10 protein-coding genes are annotated in these 14,117 nt (G+C 64.6%); all 10 read right to left on the reverse strand.

The window, feature by feature from the left end:
• Positions 1 to 23: 23 nt before the first annotated feature.
• The 10 genes from QRM89_RS14215 to QRM89_RS14260 all read right to left on the reverse strand — a co-directional run bounded on the left by QRM89_RS14215 (position 24) and on the right by QRM89_RS14260 (position 14,081).
• A complete protein-coding gene (locus QRM89_RS14215; protein WP_285448374.1) occupies positions 24 to 905 on the reverse strand; it encodes an endonuclease/exonuclease/phosphatase family protein in 882 nt (293 codons plus the stop codon).
• Positions 906 to 967: 62 nt separating this feature from the next.
• Positions 968 to 4,102 carry a discoidin domain-containing protein gene (locus QRM89_RS14220; RefSeq protein WP_285448304.1) on the reverse strand — a complete coding sequence of 1,045 codons (3,135 nt, stop codon included), beginning with the start codon at positions 4,100 to 4,102 and terminating at the stop codon, positions 968 to 970.
• 26 nt (positions 4,103 to 4,128) lie between these two features.
• A complete protein-coding gene (locus QRM89_RS14225) occupies positions 4,129 to 4,965 on the reverse strand; it encodes a carbohydrate ABC transporter permease (protein ID WP_012438197.1) in 837 nt (278 codons plus the stop codon).
• The gene (locus QRM89_RS14230; RefSeq protein ID WP_011037350.1) at positions 4,962 to 5,846 is read right to left on the reverse strand and encodes a sugar ABC transporter permease; all 885 of its coding nucleotides are present in this window, start codon (positions 5,844 to 5,846) and stop codon (positions 4,962 to 4,964) included. The genes QRM89_RS14225 and QRM89_RS14230 overlap by 4 nt, the downstream gene beginning before the upstream one ends.
• Positions 5,843 to 7,189 carry a sugar ABC transporter substrate-binding protein gene (locus QRM89_RS14235; RefSeq protein ID WP_285448305.1) on the reverse strand — a complete coding sequence of 449 codons (1,347 nt, stop codon included), beginning with the start codon at positions 7,187 to 7,189 and terminating at the stop codon, positions 5,843 to 5,845. The genes QRM89_RS14230 and QRM89_RS14235 overlap by 4 nt, the downstream gene beginning before the upstream one ends.
• Before the next feature lie 3 nt (positions 7,190 to 7,192).
• Positions 7,193 to 8,830 (reverse strand): glucoamylase family protein, encoded by a 1,638-nt coding sequence (locus QRM89_RS14240; RefSeq protein ID WP_285448306.1) that lies wholly within the window; start codon positions 8,828 to 8,830, stop codon positions 7,193 to 7,195.
• A 103-nt stretch (positions 8,831 to 8,933) separates the two neighbouring features.
• Positions 8,934 to 11,912 carry a TonB-dependent receptor gene (locus QRM89_RS14245; protein WP_285448307.1) on the reverse strand — a complete coding sequence of 993 codons (2,979 nt, stop codon included), beginning with the start codon at positions 11,910 to 11,912 and terminating at the stop codon, positions 8,934 to 8,936.
• 106 nt (positions 11,913 to 12,018) lie between these two features.
• Complete coding sequence (locus tag QRM89_RS14250) at positions 12,019 to 13,041, reverse strand: LacI family DNA-binding transcriptional regulator (protein ID WP_050911454.1); 1,023 nt, start codon at positions 13,039 to 13,041, stop codon at positions 12,019 to 12,021.
• Positions 13,042 to 13,515: 474 nt separating this feature from the next.
• Positions 13,516 to 13,785 carry a BolA family protein gene (locus QRM89_RS14255; RefSeq protein ID WP_070691336.1) on the reverse strand — a complete coding sequence of 90 codons (270 nt, stop codon included), beginning with the start codon at positions 13,783 to 13,785 and terminating at the stop codon, positions 13,516 to 13,518.
• Positions 13,782 to 14,081 (reverse strand): YciI family protein, encoded by a 300-nt coding sequence (locus tag QRM89_RS14260; RefSeq protein ID WP_042599254.1) that lies wholly within the window; start codon positions 14,079 to 14,081, stop codon positions 13,782 to 13,784. Before QRM89_RS14260 ends, QRM89_RS14255 begins: the two co-directional genes overlap by 4 nt.
• Positions 14,082 to 14,117 lie beyond the last annotated feature (36 nt).

Here is a 14,117-nt window from a genome sequence, read left to right on the forward strand (position 1 = left end):
GTGCACTCCTACGACGAGGGCTGCTACGGGGCGGCAGCCGTCTCTGGCGCGAACTGCAGGCGTACCCAGACCCCGTAATGGTCCGAGGCCCAGCGGCCTTCGGCATACGGGGTGTCGAACAGGATGCGTGCCTCGCGTGCGAGCAGGCGGTTCTGCTGGAAGAACACGTGATCGATGCGCGCGGGTTTGTCGAACACATGCAGGTTCAAGGTGCTGACAGTTGCATCGCTGTTGCGGTGCACGCTGCCATAGCTGTCGCCATAGCCCTTGCGTAGCGCTTCCAGATCCAGGGTATCGGCCGCAGTGTTGAAATCACCGGCGATCACCACCGGCGCCTGGTTGCTGTTGGACGCGATGAAGTCCAGCAAGTCGGCCACCTGGCGGGTGCGGGTCGCCGCACCGCGCGCATCGGACCGCTCGTTGAGATGCGTCACGTAGACGTTGACCGGCTGGCCATCCATATCAACCTGCAGATGCGCGGCCACGCGGTAATCGTCCAGCGGTTGCAGCAGGCGCTGATGCTGGGCCAGCACGCGGCGCTTGCTCAGCAGCGCGTTGCCATAGCGCTTGGGCGCGCCGGGCGGGTCGACCGATGCGAACGTGTACGCGTAGCCAAGCCGACTGGCCAGCCAGGCGGCCTGATTCTCCACACTGCCGCGGCGTTCGATCACTTCCTGCAAGGCGATCACATCCGGCGCCAGCTGTTTGAGTTCCTTGGCGATATAGGCACGGCGTGCCGGCCAGTCTTCGCGGTCGTGATGCAGGTTGAGGGTGACCAGGGTCATCTCGCGCGGGGCCGCGCTGGCGGTTTGCTGCGACTGCGCTGGTTGCCCCGCGTTCTGGACATTGGCTTGCTCCGCTTGCGCAGCGTGCGCACCCGTGCAGGACAGGGCCAGCACCATCAACACACCGAGCCGGCCGCGATAGCGCCGCGACGTTGTTGCCCGCAACGACCGGCGCCACGTGTTCATTGCGTGGCCCGTTCGGCCCGCCGCACCGCGCTTGGCACCTCGATCTGCACGGAGGCCGGCAACTGCTGGATGCGCAACTCGCCATTTTCCCACTGCGCCGCCTCGCCGTTGATGCTGGCCTTGCCCGGTTCGCCCTGATACGGCCAGGCAAACACCACGCCGCCGGGCGGCAGGATCAGGCCGGGCTGCAGCTGCAACACCAGCTGCTTGTCGGTGCGCTGCAAGGTGTAGTTGAGGCGCCCATAGGGCGTGCGCAGCTCGGCAATGCCAATGCCCTTGCCGTCGAACCAGCGCGTTGGCGTGCCGGCGGCGATCACCAGGCTGGCGTCGGCCTCGCGCCCGTAGGCAAACATGTCCAGCACCGAGCGCACGAAGTCCGAGGCCACCCACGCATGCGGCAGGTCGCCGACGAAGAACGGCGTGCGCGGCGTACGCGAGACCACTTCGGCCCACTGATTCCAGGGCTGCGGCGCGCGGTCCTTGAAGAAGAACGCGGTGGCATCCCAGGCGCGGTCGCGCCAGCCCAGGCGCACGAATGCAGCCACGTTGCGCCATTCGTACGGCGTGTAGTCCTTCCATTCGCGCTTGCTGTCGCGGCGGTCGGTGAACTCCTTCCAGTACCGCTCGAAGGTATTGTTCAACAGCTCCGGCGGCAGACGCTGCTGCTCGCCACCGGGCGCCAGCGCGATGGTGGTGGAGGTTGCATCGAAGTCGCCCAGTTCCGCCGAACCGGGCAGGAAATCCAGCTGATGCTGGCGTACTGCCGCCGCCAGCGAGGCCGTGAGATCGCCGCTGAATTCGTCGCGGGCGGTGCTGAAGCGCGCAACCTCGTCGGGCTTGTCCAGCGCACCGGCCAGCATCACCGCGTCCTTGTAGCCGCGCAGCGCCCAGAAGTTGTCCCAATACGAATGCACCGGCTTGGCCGAATAGCCTTCGTGGCTGATCGACACCGGCATCATTCCGTAGAAAGCCGGGTTACGCATGAAGTTGTCTTCGGTGCGCTCGCTGGCGCGCAGCTTTTCCATGTAGTCGTAGGCGCCGAGCACGTGCGGCCACATCTTTTCCAGGAACGGCTTGTCGCCGGTGTAGCGGTAGTACTCGGCGACGTTGAAGATCAGCTCGCCATGGCTGTCGTTTTCCGGCACTGGGTCGCTGCCACGGTCGTCCACGCAGCACGGCACCATGCCGTCGGCAAATTGATACGGCGCAAACCAGTCGACGTAGTCACGCACCACGTCTTCACGCCCGAGCCGCAGCAGGCCTTCGGAAATCATGGCGCCGTCGCGGATCCAGCTGCGCGAATATGAGCGCGTGCCCGGCTGCAGACGCGGGCCGATGCGCGAGATCAGCATGTGCGCTAACGCGGTACGCAGCGTATCGACAACCGGCTTGCCTTCGGCCGGCACGCTGATGCGCACGCGATCGAGCTTGCCGCGCCACTGCTGGGCCACTTGCTGCTGCGCCTTGTCGGCATCGAAGCCGGCCGGCAGCTGCGCGCTGCCGGTCTGCGGAATGACCAGCGCAACCTCGCGGCTCTGGCCCGGCTCCAGCTTCCAGCGATACACCAGCACGCCCGAGGCCAGCCCGGTTTCGTCCTTGACCTGCGTGGTTGTGGGCAGCGTCGCGGCGGTGAGATGGGTGACATCCATGCCGCTGTCAAAGGCGCTGGCGAAGGCGGCATCCGGCCGCTGCGCGGCGAACACGCGCGGCTTGCCGTTGACGTTGACCTGCGCCCCGTCCACCGACAGCTGCTCGATGCGGCTGATGCCGCCCAGGGTATTGAGGAACTGCGCCGGCGGGTTGACCTGGAACGGCCGTACCGCCAACGCAAGGGTGAACTCGCGCGCGTCCTTGCCGGTATTGCGCAGCTGATAGCGCGCGACCAGCTGTGCCTGATCAGGGGTGCCCTGCACGAAGCCGGTGATGCGCAGATTCATCAGGTCGTGGTGCCAGTCGACGCTGGGGATTGGCAGATAGTCGTCCTGCAGACTTTGTTCGCTGCTGACATCCGCCCAGCGCAACAGCTTGCCGCCGACACTGACGAACGGCTCCACGCTGAAACCGCCCTTGCCCACTTCCACCGCGCCGTCTTCGCCGATCAGGCCTTGCTCGGTGCCGCCGTCCAGGCCGAGGATGGTCCAGTACGGTTGCTCGCCGGAAAACCCGCGCGGAAAGTTGCCACGCGGCGATTGCGTCGCCAGCGATTTGATGAAGTCATTCGGCGTCGCTGCGAAGGCCAGCGGCTGCAACTGCACTTCCTTGATGCCATAGCGCCAGTTGGGGCCATCCTTGAGATCGAAACGCAGGTAGCGCGCCTCGGTATCGGGCAAGGCCAGCCAATCGGTGCCGCCGGCGCCAGCAGTGACTGTGCGCAGGTCGCGCCAGCTACGCCCGTCGCTGGACGACCGCACCACGTACTGCGATGCCTGCAGGCCCGGCACCCACTGCACGATGGCACCGCCGAACTCGCGCACCTTGCCAAGGTCCAGGGTCACCGTCTGCTGTTTGACTGCGCCGCTGAGCCAGAAGGTGTCCGGCTTGCCATCGGCCAAGCGCTGCTCCAGCGCCGGTGCGGTATCAGTGATGGCCTCGGCCTTCAACGGCGAGGTGTCTTCCGGCGGCAACGGGGTCAGGGTCAGGCGGTCGAAGCACACCGAGCCCTTGCCACCGACCTTGTTGTAGATGGTGAACTCGACATCGGCACTGCTGCGCAGCTGCTTGTCCGCGCCTGGGCCCCAGGCCTTTTCGATGTTGCGCTTGCGGTAGTTGAAGGTGGTCCAGGTCTTGGGGAAATTGAAGCCCGGCCGGTTGATCCACCACACGTTGTCGCCGCTGGCATCGATCAACTTGACCTGCAGATCGTTGGACGGCGACTCGCCGCGCAGCGCAAAGCCAATGCGGTAGTTGTCCGGATACTCGATCGGCAGGCTGCGGCGGATGCCGACATAGCCGGACACGCCGTTGAAGTTGTAGTCCAGGCACAAGGCGTGGCCGCCGGAGGTGGTTGCTACCGGGCGCAGCGAGCCGCTGACCTGGTTGGAGACCACCAACCGCCACGCGGCGATGTCGTTGAATCCGTCGAGCACGCGCTCCTGCGCCTGTGCCGCACCCGCGGTGGCAACAGCGGCCATGGCAAACAGTCGCAGGAAAATTGGCTTCACCCCTTCACACTCCCCAGCAGAAGACCTTGGATGTAGTAACGCTGCAGCGCCAGGAACAATAGCAGCACCGGAATCACCGTCACCACCGCACCGGCCATCATCAATTCCACGTCCATGATGTGCTCGCGCGACAATGCGGCCAGCGCCACCGGCAAGGTGTATTGCTCCTGGTCAGTCAGCACGATCAGCGGCCACATGAAGTCGTTCCAGGAGCCCATGAAGGTGAAGATGGTCAAGGTGACCAGCACCGGCTTGAGCATCGGCAGCACGATCTGGAAGAAGATCCGCATCTCGCTGGCGCCGTCGATGCGCGCCGCTTCGATCAGCTCATCGGGAATGCTGCGCGCGTACTGGCGCACCAGAAAAATACCGAACACGGTGGCCAGTGCCGGCACCACCACCCCGCCGATGTTGTTGACCAAGTGCAGCTGCTTCATCAGCAGGAACAGCGGCAGCATCGCCACCTGCGCCGGGATCACCAACGCGGCCATCAGGATCTTGAAGATGCGCTCGCGGCCGACGAACTGCAGCTTGGCAAACGCATAGCCGGCCATGGTGTTGATCAGCAACGAGCCCAGCGTGATCAGGCCAGACACCATCAGGCTGTTGGCGAAGTTGCGCGCCATGCCGGTGCGGGCGAACAGCTCGTGGTAGTTGGCCAGGGTGAACGCGGAGGGCAGCATCGGCGGCGGAAACCGGCTGGCCTCGCCGGTGGGCATGAACGACACCGACAGCATCCACAACAGCGGCGCCAGGCTGACCAGCGCCAGCAGCAACAACCCGCCATTGATCAGCAGGCCATTCCAGCGCGATTCGCCGACATCACGACTCATATCAGGTCCTTCTTGCGCCCGAAGCGCAGCATCACGGTGGTCACGGTCAGGATGATCAGGAACAGCAGGAACGCCACCGCCGACGCGCGGCCGAGGTTCCACCACTTGAAGCCTTCCTCGAACATGAAATACAGCACGCTCACGGTGCTTTGCAGTGGGTCGCCGCGGGTCATCACGTAGGGTTCGGCGAACAGCTGGAAATAACCGGAGATGGTGATCACACCGACCACCATCAGCACCGGGCCGAGCATCGGCAAGGTGATGTGCAGGAACTGCTTCCAGCGCGAGGCACCGTCGATGCGCGCCGCCTCGTAGAGGTCTTGCGGGATCGCCTGCAGGCCGGCCAGGAAGATCACCATGTTGTAGCCGAAGTTCTTCCACACCGCGAACAGCATGATGGTCGGCATTGCCCAGCGCGGATCACCCAGCCAGTCGATCGGGGCGATGCCCAGGTGGCTCAGGCCGAAATTCACCAGGCCGTACTTGATGTGGAACAGGTAGCGCCAGATCACCGCGACTGCCACCAGCGTGGTGACCACCGGCGCGAACAACGCGGTGCGGAACAAGGCCTTGAACCGCGAGGCCTTGGCATTGAGCAGCAGCGCCGCGCCCAGCGACACCGCGATGGACATCGGTACGCCCAGCAGCACGAAGTAGGTGGTATTCCATAGCGACTTCCAGAACAGCGGCGTCTGCAGCAGCTCGATGTAGTTGCCCAGGCCAACGAAGCGCAGATGGCTGCTGTCGGCGAGTGCGTACAGGTCGAAGTCGGTGACGCTGAGCACCAACGCGGCGAACACCGGCACGCCAAAGAACATGCCCAGCACCAGGATCGACGGCGCGGCGAAGACCCAGCCGGCCACGGAATTGCGCTTCATCATCGGGCAGCTCCTTCAGCCGCTGCGTTCGCCGGCGCGGGCGCCGGCGTGGCCGGTGCGGCCACCGGGCCGACATGCCCGCCTTCCTGTTCGTAGATCCAGCGGCGCTTGGCCAGAATCTCATCCACGCGTTTGTCCAGTTCCTGCACGGCGTCCTCGTGCGATTGACCGCCGCGCACGACGCGCTCGGTCACCAGGCGCATCTCCTGCACGATGCGCTCCCACTCCAGCACCTTCGGAGTGGCCTTGACCCGCTCGAGCTGGTCGCCGAAGGCATGCGCCAGCTCGTCATTGGCCAGCGATGGCAACTTCCAGGTGCTGCGGCGCGGCGGCAGGTCGCCGATGATGGCGTGGAAACGCGCCTGCACGGTCGGCTGGGACAGATATTCGATCAGCTTCCAGGCGGCGTCCTTGTGCTGTGACGACTTGAAGATCACCAGGCTGGAGCCACCCGCAATGCCGGCGCCCAGACCGTTGGGGCCCGGCAACGGCGCGGTGCCCCACTTGCCTTCCATGCCCGGCGGCTGGCGCAGCTTGAACTCGCGCACGTTCCAGGGTCCGGACAGGTAAAACGCGTAGTAGCCGTTGAAGAATTCGTACCAGACGTTGGAGACCTGGGTCTCGGAGACCTTGGGTGCCCAGCCCTTCTGGTACATGGTGTCGTAGAAGCCCAGCGCCTTGCGGAAGCCTTCGCCCCGGAAGTTGCCGTAGTTATCGTGGTCGCGCAGCAGGCGGTCGTCCTGCTGCAGCGCAAACGACAGCTGCTGCTCGAACTCGTTGAGCGGCATCAGGATGGCGTAGCGGTCCGGGCCGACATGGCGCTTGATCGCCGCCATCACCTGCTCCATCTCCGCCCAGGTCTTGGGCATCTCGGTATAGCCGGCTTCGCGCAGCAAATCCTTGCGATAGAACAGCAGGCGCGTGTCCACATACCACGGCACCCCGTACAAGGTGCCGTCGACCAGATTGGTGTCCCATACGCCGGGGAAGTAGTCCTTGGGATCGACAATGCTCGAGCGCGCCACATACGGCTGCATCGGCTCCAGCGTGTCCAACAGCGCGAATTCCGGCAGCCAGGTGTTGCCGAGCTGGCACACATCCGGCAGCCCATCGGCGGCGAAGGCGGTGAGCAGTTTTTCGTGCGCGGCCGTCATCGGGATGTTCTGCACATCCACCTTGATGCCGGGATTCTGCTGCTCGAACTCATCCACCAGCTCGGCCACCACCTCCGCTTCCTTGCCCATCGCCCAGAAGCGCACGGTGGTCTGGCCCTGCTCGGAACGTTCACATCCCGCCGCACCCAGACACAGTGCGGCGGCCATCATCATCAGTTTCAAAAGGCGCACGGATTACTCGGGTTTGAGGCGTTGCGAGGAGTGTTGCCGCTGCGACGGGTCCTGCTGCGCCTGGGCAGCGGCGGCACGCGATTCGGCCATGCCCAGCGCGCGCGCCGCGGCGGCCTGCTCGTCCTTCTTGGGCAGCGGCTGCGGCTCGCCGTCGGGCGTGAGCCAGCCACCGGTGAAGCCGGCGCGTTCCAGGCCGGTGCGGATGTAGGCGTTCTTCTTCATCACGTTCCAGACGAATTCGTTCTGGTAATTGGCGATCATCGCCAGGATCGGGCCCTGGTCGATGGCGATGTAGTCGCTGGCCACCCAGCCACGGTCCGGCACCATGCGCCCGGTCTTGAGCGGAATGTCGTAGTTGAAGCTAGGGTTGAACGAATCCAGGAACCCATAGCTCGAATACAGGAAGTCGCCGTAGCGCTTATGCATTTCTTCGGTGGCCGGAATCACCACCTCGGGTGCGAACACGATCGAGGAGATCGCCGCGGTCGGCGCGATGGTGCCGTCGTCGAAGTTCTCGCGCAGGCCGGCGCCGCGTGAAGAGTAGTGGCGGAACTGGCGCTGCTCGCCGCGGTATTCCTGGCTGGTGTTCTGCGGGCCGTCGCCGGCGGTGAGGCCCCAGACGTTTTCGCCGTAGTCCTTCCACTTCATCGGGTTGTCGATGGCGTAGTCGCGCTGGGCCAGCGTGGCGCGGCGGCTGTTGAGGAAGTAGTCGATGCCGCGCTCGCGCATGTACTGGTCCTGGATATCGCGGAAGTCGATCCAGACATGGCTGTACTGGTGGCCAAACATCGGGCCGAAGGACAGGTATTCCTGGCCCTGGTAGACGCCCCAGTCGTTGTTGTAGGTGCGGGTCCAGACCGTCCACGCATCCGGCTCCACGCCGTGCGTGGGCGAGCCGAGCGCCAGGATGTACAGCATCATGGCTTCGTTGTAGCCCATCCAGTCGTGGTCGATGAAGCCGCTCTCGGGGAACCAGCCCATCGAGATCAGCGGCGCCCGCTGCTGCAGCCAGCGCCAGTCCACACGCTTGTACAGCGTGTCAGCGATCTGGCGGATTTCCTTTTCGCGCGGGTCGTCACCGTCGTAGTACGACTGGGTGAACAGCACGCCCATCATCAGCAGCGCGGTGTCCACGCTCGACAGTTCGACCCAGCTGTCATAGCGGTTGCCCTGCTGCATATCCAGAAAGTGATAGTAAAAGCCCTTGTAGCCGGCCTTACCGGTCCGCTGCGGCCCCATCGGCGCATCGCGGAAGAATTTGAGGGTGGTCAAGGTGCGGTCGATCGCCTGATTGCGGCTGACCCAGCCGTTCTCGATACCGATCGGATACGCGGTGAGCGCAAAGCCCACCGAGGCGATGCTGGCGAACGGACGCGAGGGAAACCGGTCCGGCGACAGCCCATTGAGTTCGTTGGTGGTGTCCCAGAAAAATTGAAAGGTGCGGCGTTCGATATCGGAAAACAGCGGCGGCAGCGGCGGTTTGACCGGCTTGGGCGGAATCTGTGCTTCCACCAGGATCACTTTCACGGGTGCCTTCTTTTCGGCCACCTTGGGCTCCTCAGCCTGTTTGCAGGACGCCAGCAACAGCGCCCCCACCATCAGTGGAACTGCCAGCCAACGCGATGTCTTACCCCTGTTCATCCGCCCCCCACTCGTGTAATCGATTACATCTCGCACGCAAACCTACCCTATCCGGGCGCCGACTTCGACCGTCCTGGCACCTGCCAGGACGGTCGCGTGCTCCTTACCAGTTCAGGCCGAAGGCCAGACGGAAGGTGCGCATCGGCGATGCCAGCACGCCGGTTGGCGTGCCGTATGCCGTGTTCAAGTCACCGAGTGTCCCGGTCTCGCCGTTAAAGTTGGCGTAGTTCACCCAATTGAACACGTTGAGGATATCCGCACGGACGTTGAATTTGACACCGCCACCGGTATCCCATTCTTTATTGGCTGCAATGCTGAACTCCTTGTAGCCCAGCGTGCCGTCCGGCTTGAACTGCACGATGTAGCACTGGTCGTTGCCGGCCAGGCAGTTCTGCCCGTAGCGCGCGGTCTGGCTGGCCAGCGAAAGCTTGCCGGACAGCTTGATCTCATACGGCAGCTCGTAGATGCCGGTCACGACCAGACGGTTCTTGGCAATACCGCCGGCCTCGCGCCAGCCGTAGTCTTCGACGCGCTCGCGGTCCAGTGCGTAGTGCTCGCCGAACTGGCGGTTCTCCTTGGCATCGGAGAAGGTGTAGGCCACGGTCAGACCCCAGCCGGATTCTTCGTCGTAGGGCTTCTCGATCTGCAACGCGAGCTGGTTGTTGCGGGTTTCCACACCATTGGTGCCGAGCACGATGGCGCTGTAGCCGTCCGGGCCGTCGGTCGGCGAGCCGGAGGTGGTGCCCGGCAGGAAGAACGAGCCATCGGGCAGCCGGTTGCCGCGCACGAAGGCGAAGCCGTCATGACTTTCGATCCGGCTCAGGGTCACGTCGGTGAACCAGTCCTGGCCCCACAGCGGCACCATGTTGCGCATGCCGATGCTGAATTGGTCGGAGTACGGGGTCTTGATGTTGTTGTCGATCAGGTAGACCTCACGACCGCCGCCGCCGGCGCTGTTGGCGGTGAGGGTGTTCAGGCCTTCCTGCGTGCTGTAGGCCGGGTTCCATGCGGTGCAGGGGTCGCCCAGGCAGGCCGGGTTGTTGGCACTGGTGAAGTAGTAGCTATACGAATTGAACGAGTTGTTGAGCTGCTCGAGCGCCAGGTAGTCGAAGATGTTGCGGTCGTAGGCACGGCCAGCACCGCCGTAGATCACATGCGCCTGGTCGCCGAACAGGTCGTACGAGGCACCCAGGCGCGGCTGCCAGGCGTTCTTGAACGCCTTGCGGTTGTTGCCGGTGCTGATGAAGTTGTTGATGTTGTAGTTGGCGTTCTGCAGGTTGGGCCAGTTCTGCAACGCACCGGCCACATCCGACGGGGTCACGAAGTCCAGGAACGCCGGGCTTTCTTCATAGTCGTAGCGCACACCCAGGTTCAAGGTCCAGTGCTCGTTGACCTCCCAGTCGTCCTGCAGGTAGATGCCGTACTGCTTGTTCTTGGACACCACCGAGCCGCCGCCTTCGGTCAACGGCGCACCAAAGCGCACGCGGTACGGCGTTTCAACATCGGAGAGGATGTTGTAGTAGTACTGCGGGTTGGCCGGGTTGAACTGGGTGGAATCCAGATCGATGCTCTTGAACTTCACGCCCATCTTGACGGTGTGCGCGCCATGCCATTCCAGGCTGTTCAAGGTCAGGTCGTCCTGGAAGGTCCAGCCCTTCTGGCCCTTGCGCTGGAAGCTGCTGCCGGCGCCGGCGGCGAGCACGTCGGTCTCGTTGCCACGGTTGGGCGTGTAGCTGAGCACGTAGCCGGTGCCGTCGTTGAGCGGCGCCTGGTTCCAGAACGCGCTTTCATAGCTGAGGTTGGCTTCGTTGAGGAAGTTGGCACCGCTGTACTGCCAACGCAGGTTGGCGCGCTTTTCTTCCTGGCCGTTGACGCTGCCGTGCTCGAAGGTCGAGGTCTGGCCGACGTCGTTGAGCTCGTCTTCCTTGCGGTACTTGCCGGTCAGCTCGAACAGGTTGTTGTCGCCAATGGTCCAGTCGATCTTGCCGAAGTACAGGTCTTCCTTGAACGGGGTGCTGTAGGTAGCCACCAGCGGCTGCAGCTGCGCCGGCAACTGGTCGATGCGGTCCGAGTAGATCGAGCCGGGAATCACCACGTTGGGGGTGGTGTATTCCTTGGCTTCATAGGCAATGAAGAAATGCGCCTTGTCCTTGAGGATCGGGCCGCTGAAGGTGGCGCCGTACTGGGTTTCCTCAAAGTCGTCGCGCACGCCGGCCTTCTTCTCCAGCGGGCTCTCTTCGCGCCAGCCATCGTTGCTGGTATCCCAGAAGAAGCTGCCGTGGAAATCGTTGGTGCCGGACTTGGACGAGGCCACGATGGCGGCGCCGCTGACCTGGTCGAACTCGGCCTTGTAGTTGGAGGTGATGACCTTGTATTCGCCAATCGCCGACTGCGGGAACGGGTTGCCACGGCTGGAATCCTGGCCGCTGACGCCGCCGGTCAACACGTAGTTCTTCTGGCTGACGCCATCGATGTAGACGTTGGTGCCTTCGGCCGAGGTGGCGCCCGAGCGCACCTTGGTGGTGCCGTTGGCATCACGGGTGAACTGCACGTTCGGCACGGTGTCGGCCAGCTCCAGGAAGTTGCGCGTGGCACGCGGCAGGTTCTGGATCTGCACGTTGGAAATATAGGTGGCGTTCTCGGAGGTGCGCGTCTCCACCAGCACCGGCGGCGCCTTGACCTGCACCGCGTCCAGCGTGGTGGCGTTACCACCTTCGGCCGTGACCGGCTCGCCGCCGACGCCCAGGTTCAAGGTGGCGGTCTGGCCGACCTGCACGGTGACGTTCTGCGAGGTGGTCTGCCCATTGGCAGTGACATCCAGGCGGTACGAACCCGGCGGCAGGCCGCCAACCGAATAGCCGCCATTGGTGACCTGCACGGTACGGGTCAGGCCGGTGGCCAGATTGGTGGCGGTGACCTGTGCCTGGGCAGCAGGTGCGGAGTCGACCGTGACCTGGCCGCGGATGGTCGCAGCGGTGCTCTGCGCGAACGCGGGCGCGGCGCCCAGCAACAGGCAGCTGGCCAGGGCGCAGCTGAGCAGCTTACGCGCCGGGCTGGCGGAATGGGGGTGATGGTGGCTCATTGGTCCCTCCAGGGATCGATATCTTGTTGTTGTGGGCACTAAGGTCTTGCAGGAACAACCGCTGCGGGGGAGGCAGCGGGAGCGGACAGGACGTCCGCGAAAAGGGTCAGGCGCCGGGCTCGCCGGCACCGCAGGACGCACGCACCACCAGCTCCGGGGTGAGCAATTGGCGGATGCCGTCGTCGTGGCCGGGCTGGTCCACCAGCCGCATCAGCCGTGTCATCGCCTGCTCGCCAAGGCGCGCAATGCTGACCCGCATCGTGGTCAGCGCCGGGTGCACGAAGCGCGCCAGCGGGATGTCGTCGAACCCGGCCAGCGCCACGTCGTCGGGCACCGACACATCCGCCTGGGCAAAGGCGTACAGGCAGCCGAGCGCGGTCATGTCATTGGCAGCGAAGACCGCATCGGGCAGATCCCCGGCGGCCAGCATGGCAAGGCCGGCACGATGGCCGGAGGCTTCGTCGAAGTCGCCAGCGAATTCGAGCCCCTCCGCTCCGCCCGCATGGCCGGCGATCGCGTCACGGAAGCCGCGCAAGCGCTCGCGAGCATCGAAGTTCAGCGCCGGCCCGCCGATGAAGGCGATGCGGCGGTGCCCGGCCGCGAGCAGGTGCTCGGTCATCGCCATCGCACCGGCATGGTCGTCGATGCTCAGCACCGGGTAGTCCGCGCCCGGTAGATGCGCGTTGATCAGGACCGTGGGCAGTGCCTGCGGCAGGTTGTCGGTGAGAAAACCCGGCTGCTCCGCATACGGGGACAACACCAGCAGGCCATCCACGCGGCCGCGCATGGAACGCAGCGCCCTGCCCTGGGCTTCGGGATCGCCGTGGTAGCTGGAAACCAGCAAATGCTGCCCGGCCGCACGCGCCGCCCCATCGATGCCGCGAATCAGTTCGGAAAAGAACTCGCCGTACAGATCGGGCAGCACCACACCCAGGGTCTGGGTGCGCCTGCTGCTCAGGCTGCGTGCCGCCGCATGCGGGCTGTAGCGCAGCCGTTCGGCCACGTCCAGGACCACCTGGCGCACCGGCCCGGCGACGTTGTCATGCCCGTTGAGCGCCCGCGATACCGTGGCAACGGAGACGCGTGCTTCTCGAGCGACATCTTTGATGGTGACCGCACCTTTGGCCATTCGGGTCGCCCTCCGCGACCGACTTCCCAAAATCTGGCGCGGACTGTAAGCGTTTTCATACGGGGGCGTAAACCCCTGTGAATGGGCTTGTGAAAACGCTTACAGATCAAGCATCTAGAAGTGATGGATACGTGAATAAGTATGCTGCGTCGCAACAACCCCGCAGCGATTGCTCCACAGACGAAGCGCGACGCCGGTCTCGTTGGCGCCACGGGATGACGCCGCGACTGACGCATGGACAGCAGCGGACAGGTCAGTGTTTGCAGGCATCGCGCGGGGCCAGCAGCGCCTTGATTCGCTTGGGCAAAGCCGCAAGTCGTGCGCGCTTGGCGAGCGTCAGCCTGACCACCCGCTTGGTGATCAGGCAGCTGCAGCCCCGCTCTTGGAGATCACAAGAAAGCTGCAACCAGCATGCTCCTGCACCGCAATCGCTTCCGGCCAACCCGGCAGAACCGGATTGACCGGACGGTCGCCCTACCCGGACTCACCAGGCGCCAGCGCCTCGATCGAGAGTGCATGGATATCGGTCTGCATCATCTCGCCCACCGCGGCGTACACCGCACGGTGCCGCGCCAGTGGCGCCTTGCCGGCGAACACACTGCTGACCACGCGCACATTGAAGTGCCCACGCCCATCTTGCGCGCCGGCATGCCCGGCATGGCGATGACTGTCGTCGACCACCTCCAGTTCGACGGGTGCCAGCGCGGCCTGCAGCGCGGCGCGGATGCGGTCGACCCGGCTCATGGCAGCACCCGCCGGAACGGGCGGACGTCGACTCGCGTATACACCCCGGCCGCCACATACGGGTCAGCATCGGCCCACGCGCGCGCTGCCTCCAGTGAAGCGAACTCGGCAATCACCACGCTGCCGCTGAAGCCGGCCGGGCCCGGGTCCTCGGCGTCGATTGCCGGGCACGGGCCAGCGACCAATAGCCGCCCTTCTGCCGTCAGTGCCTGCAGGCGCTGCAGATGCGCCGGTCGCGCCTGCTGCCGTGCCGCCAGGGCATCGGCCCGGTCATAGCCTTCGATTACGTACCACACACGCCACCTCGCCCACATCGGAAGATCACCCCGCCA

Origin of the sequence: Xanthomonas sp. LMC-A-07 (assembly GCF_030208825.1) — a bacterium.
GTDB classification, from domain to species: Bacteria; Pseudomonadota; Gammaproteobacteria; order Xanthomonadales; family Xanthomonadaceae; genus Xanthomonas; species Xanthomonas campestris.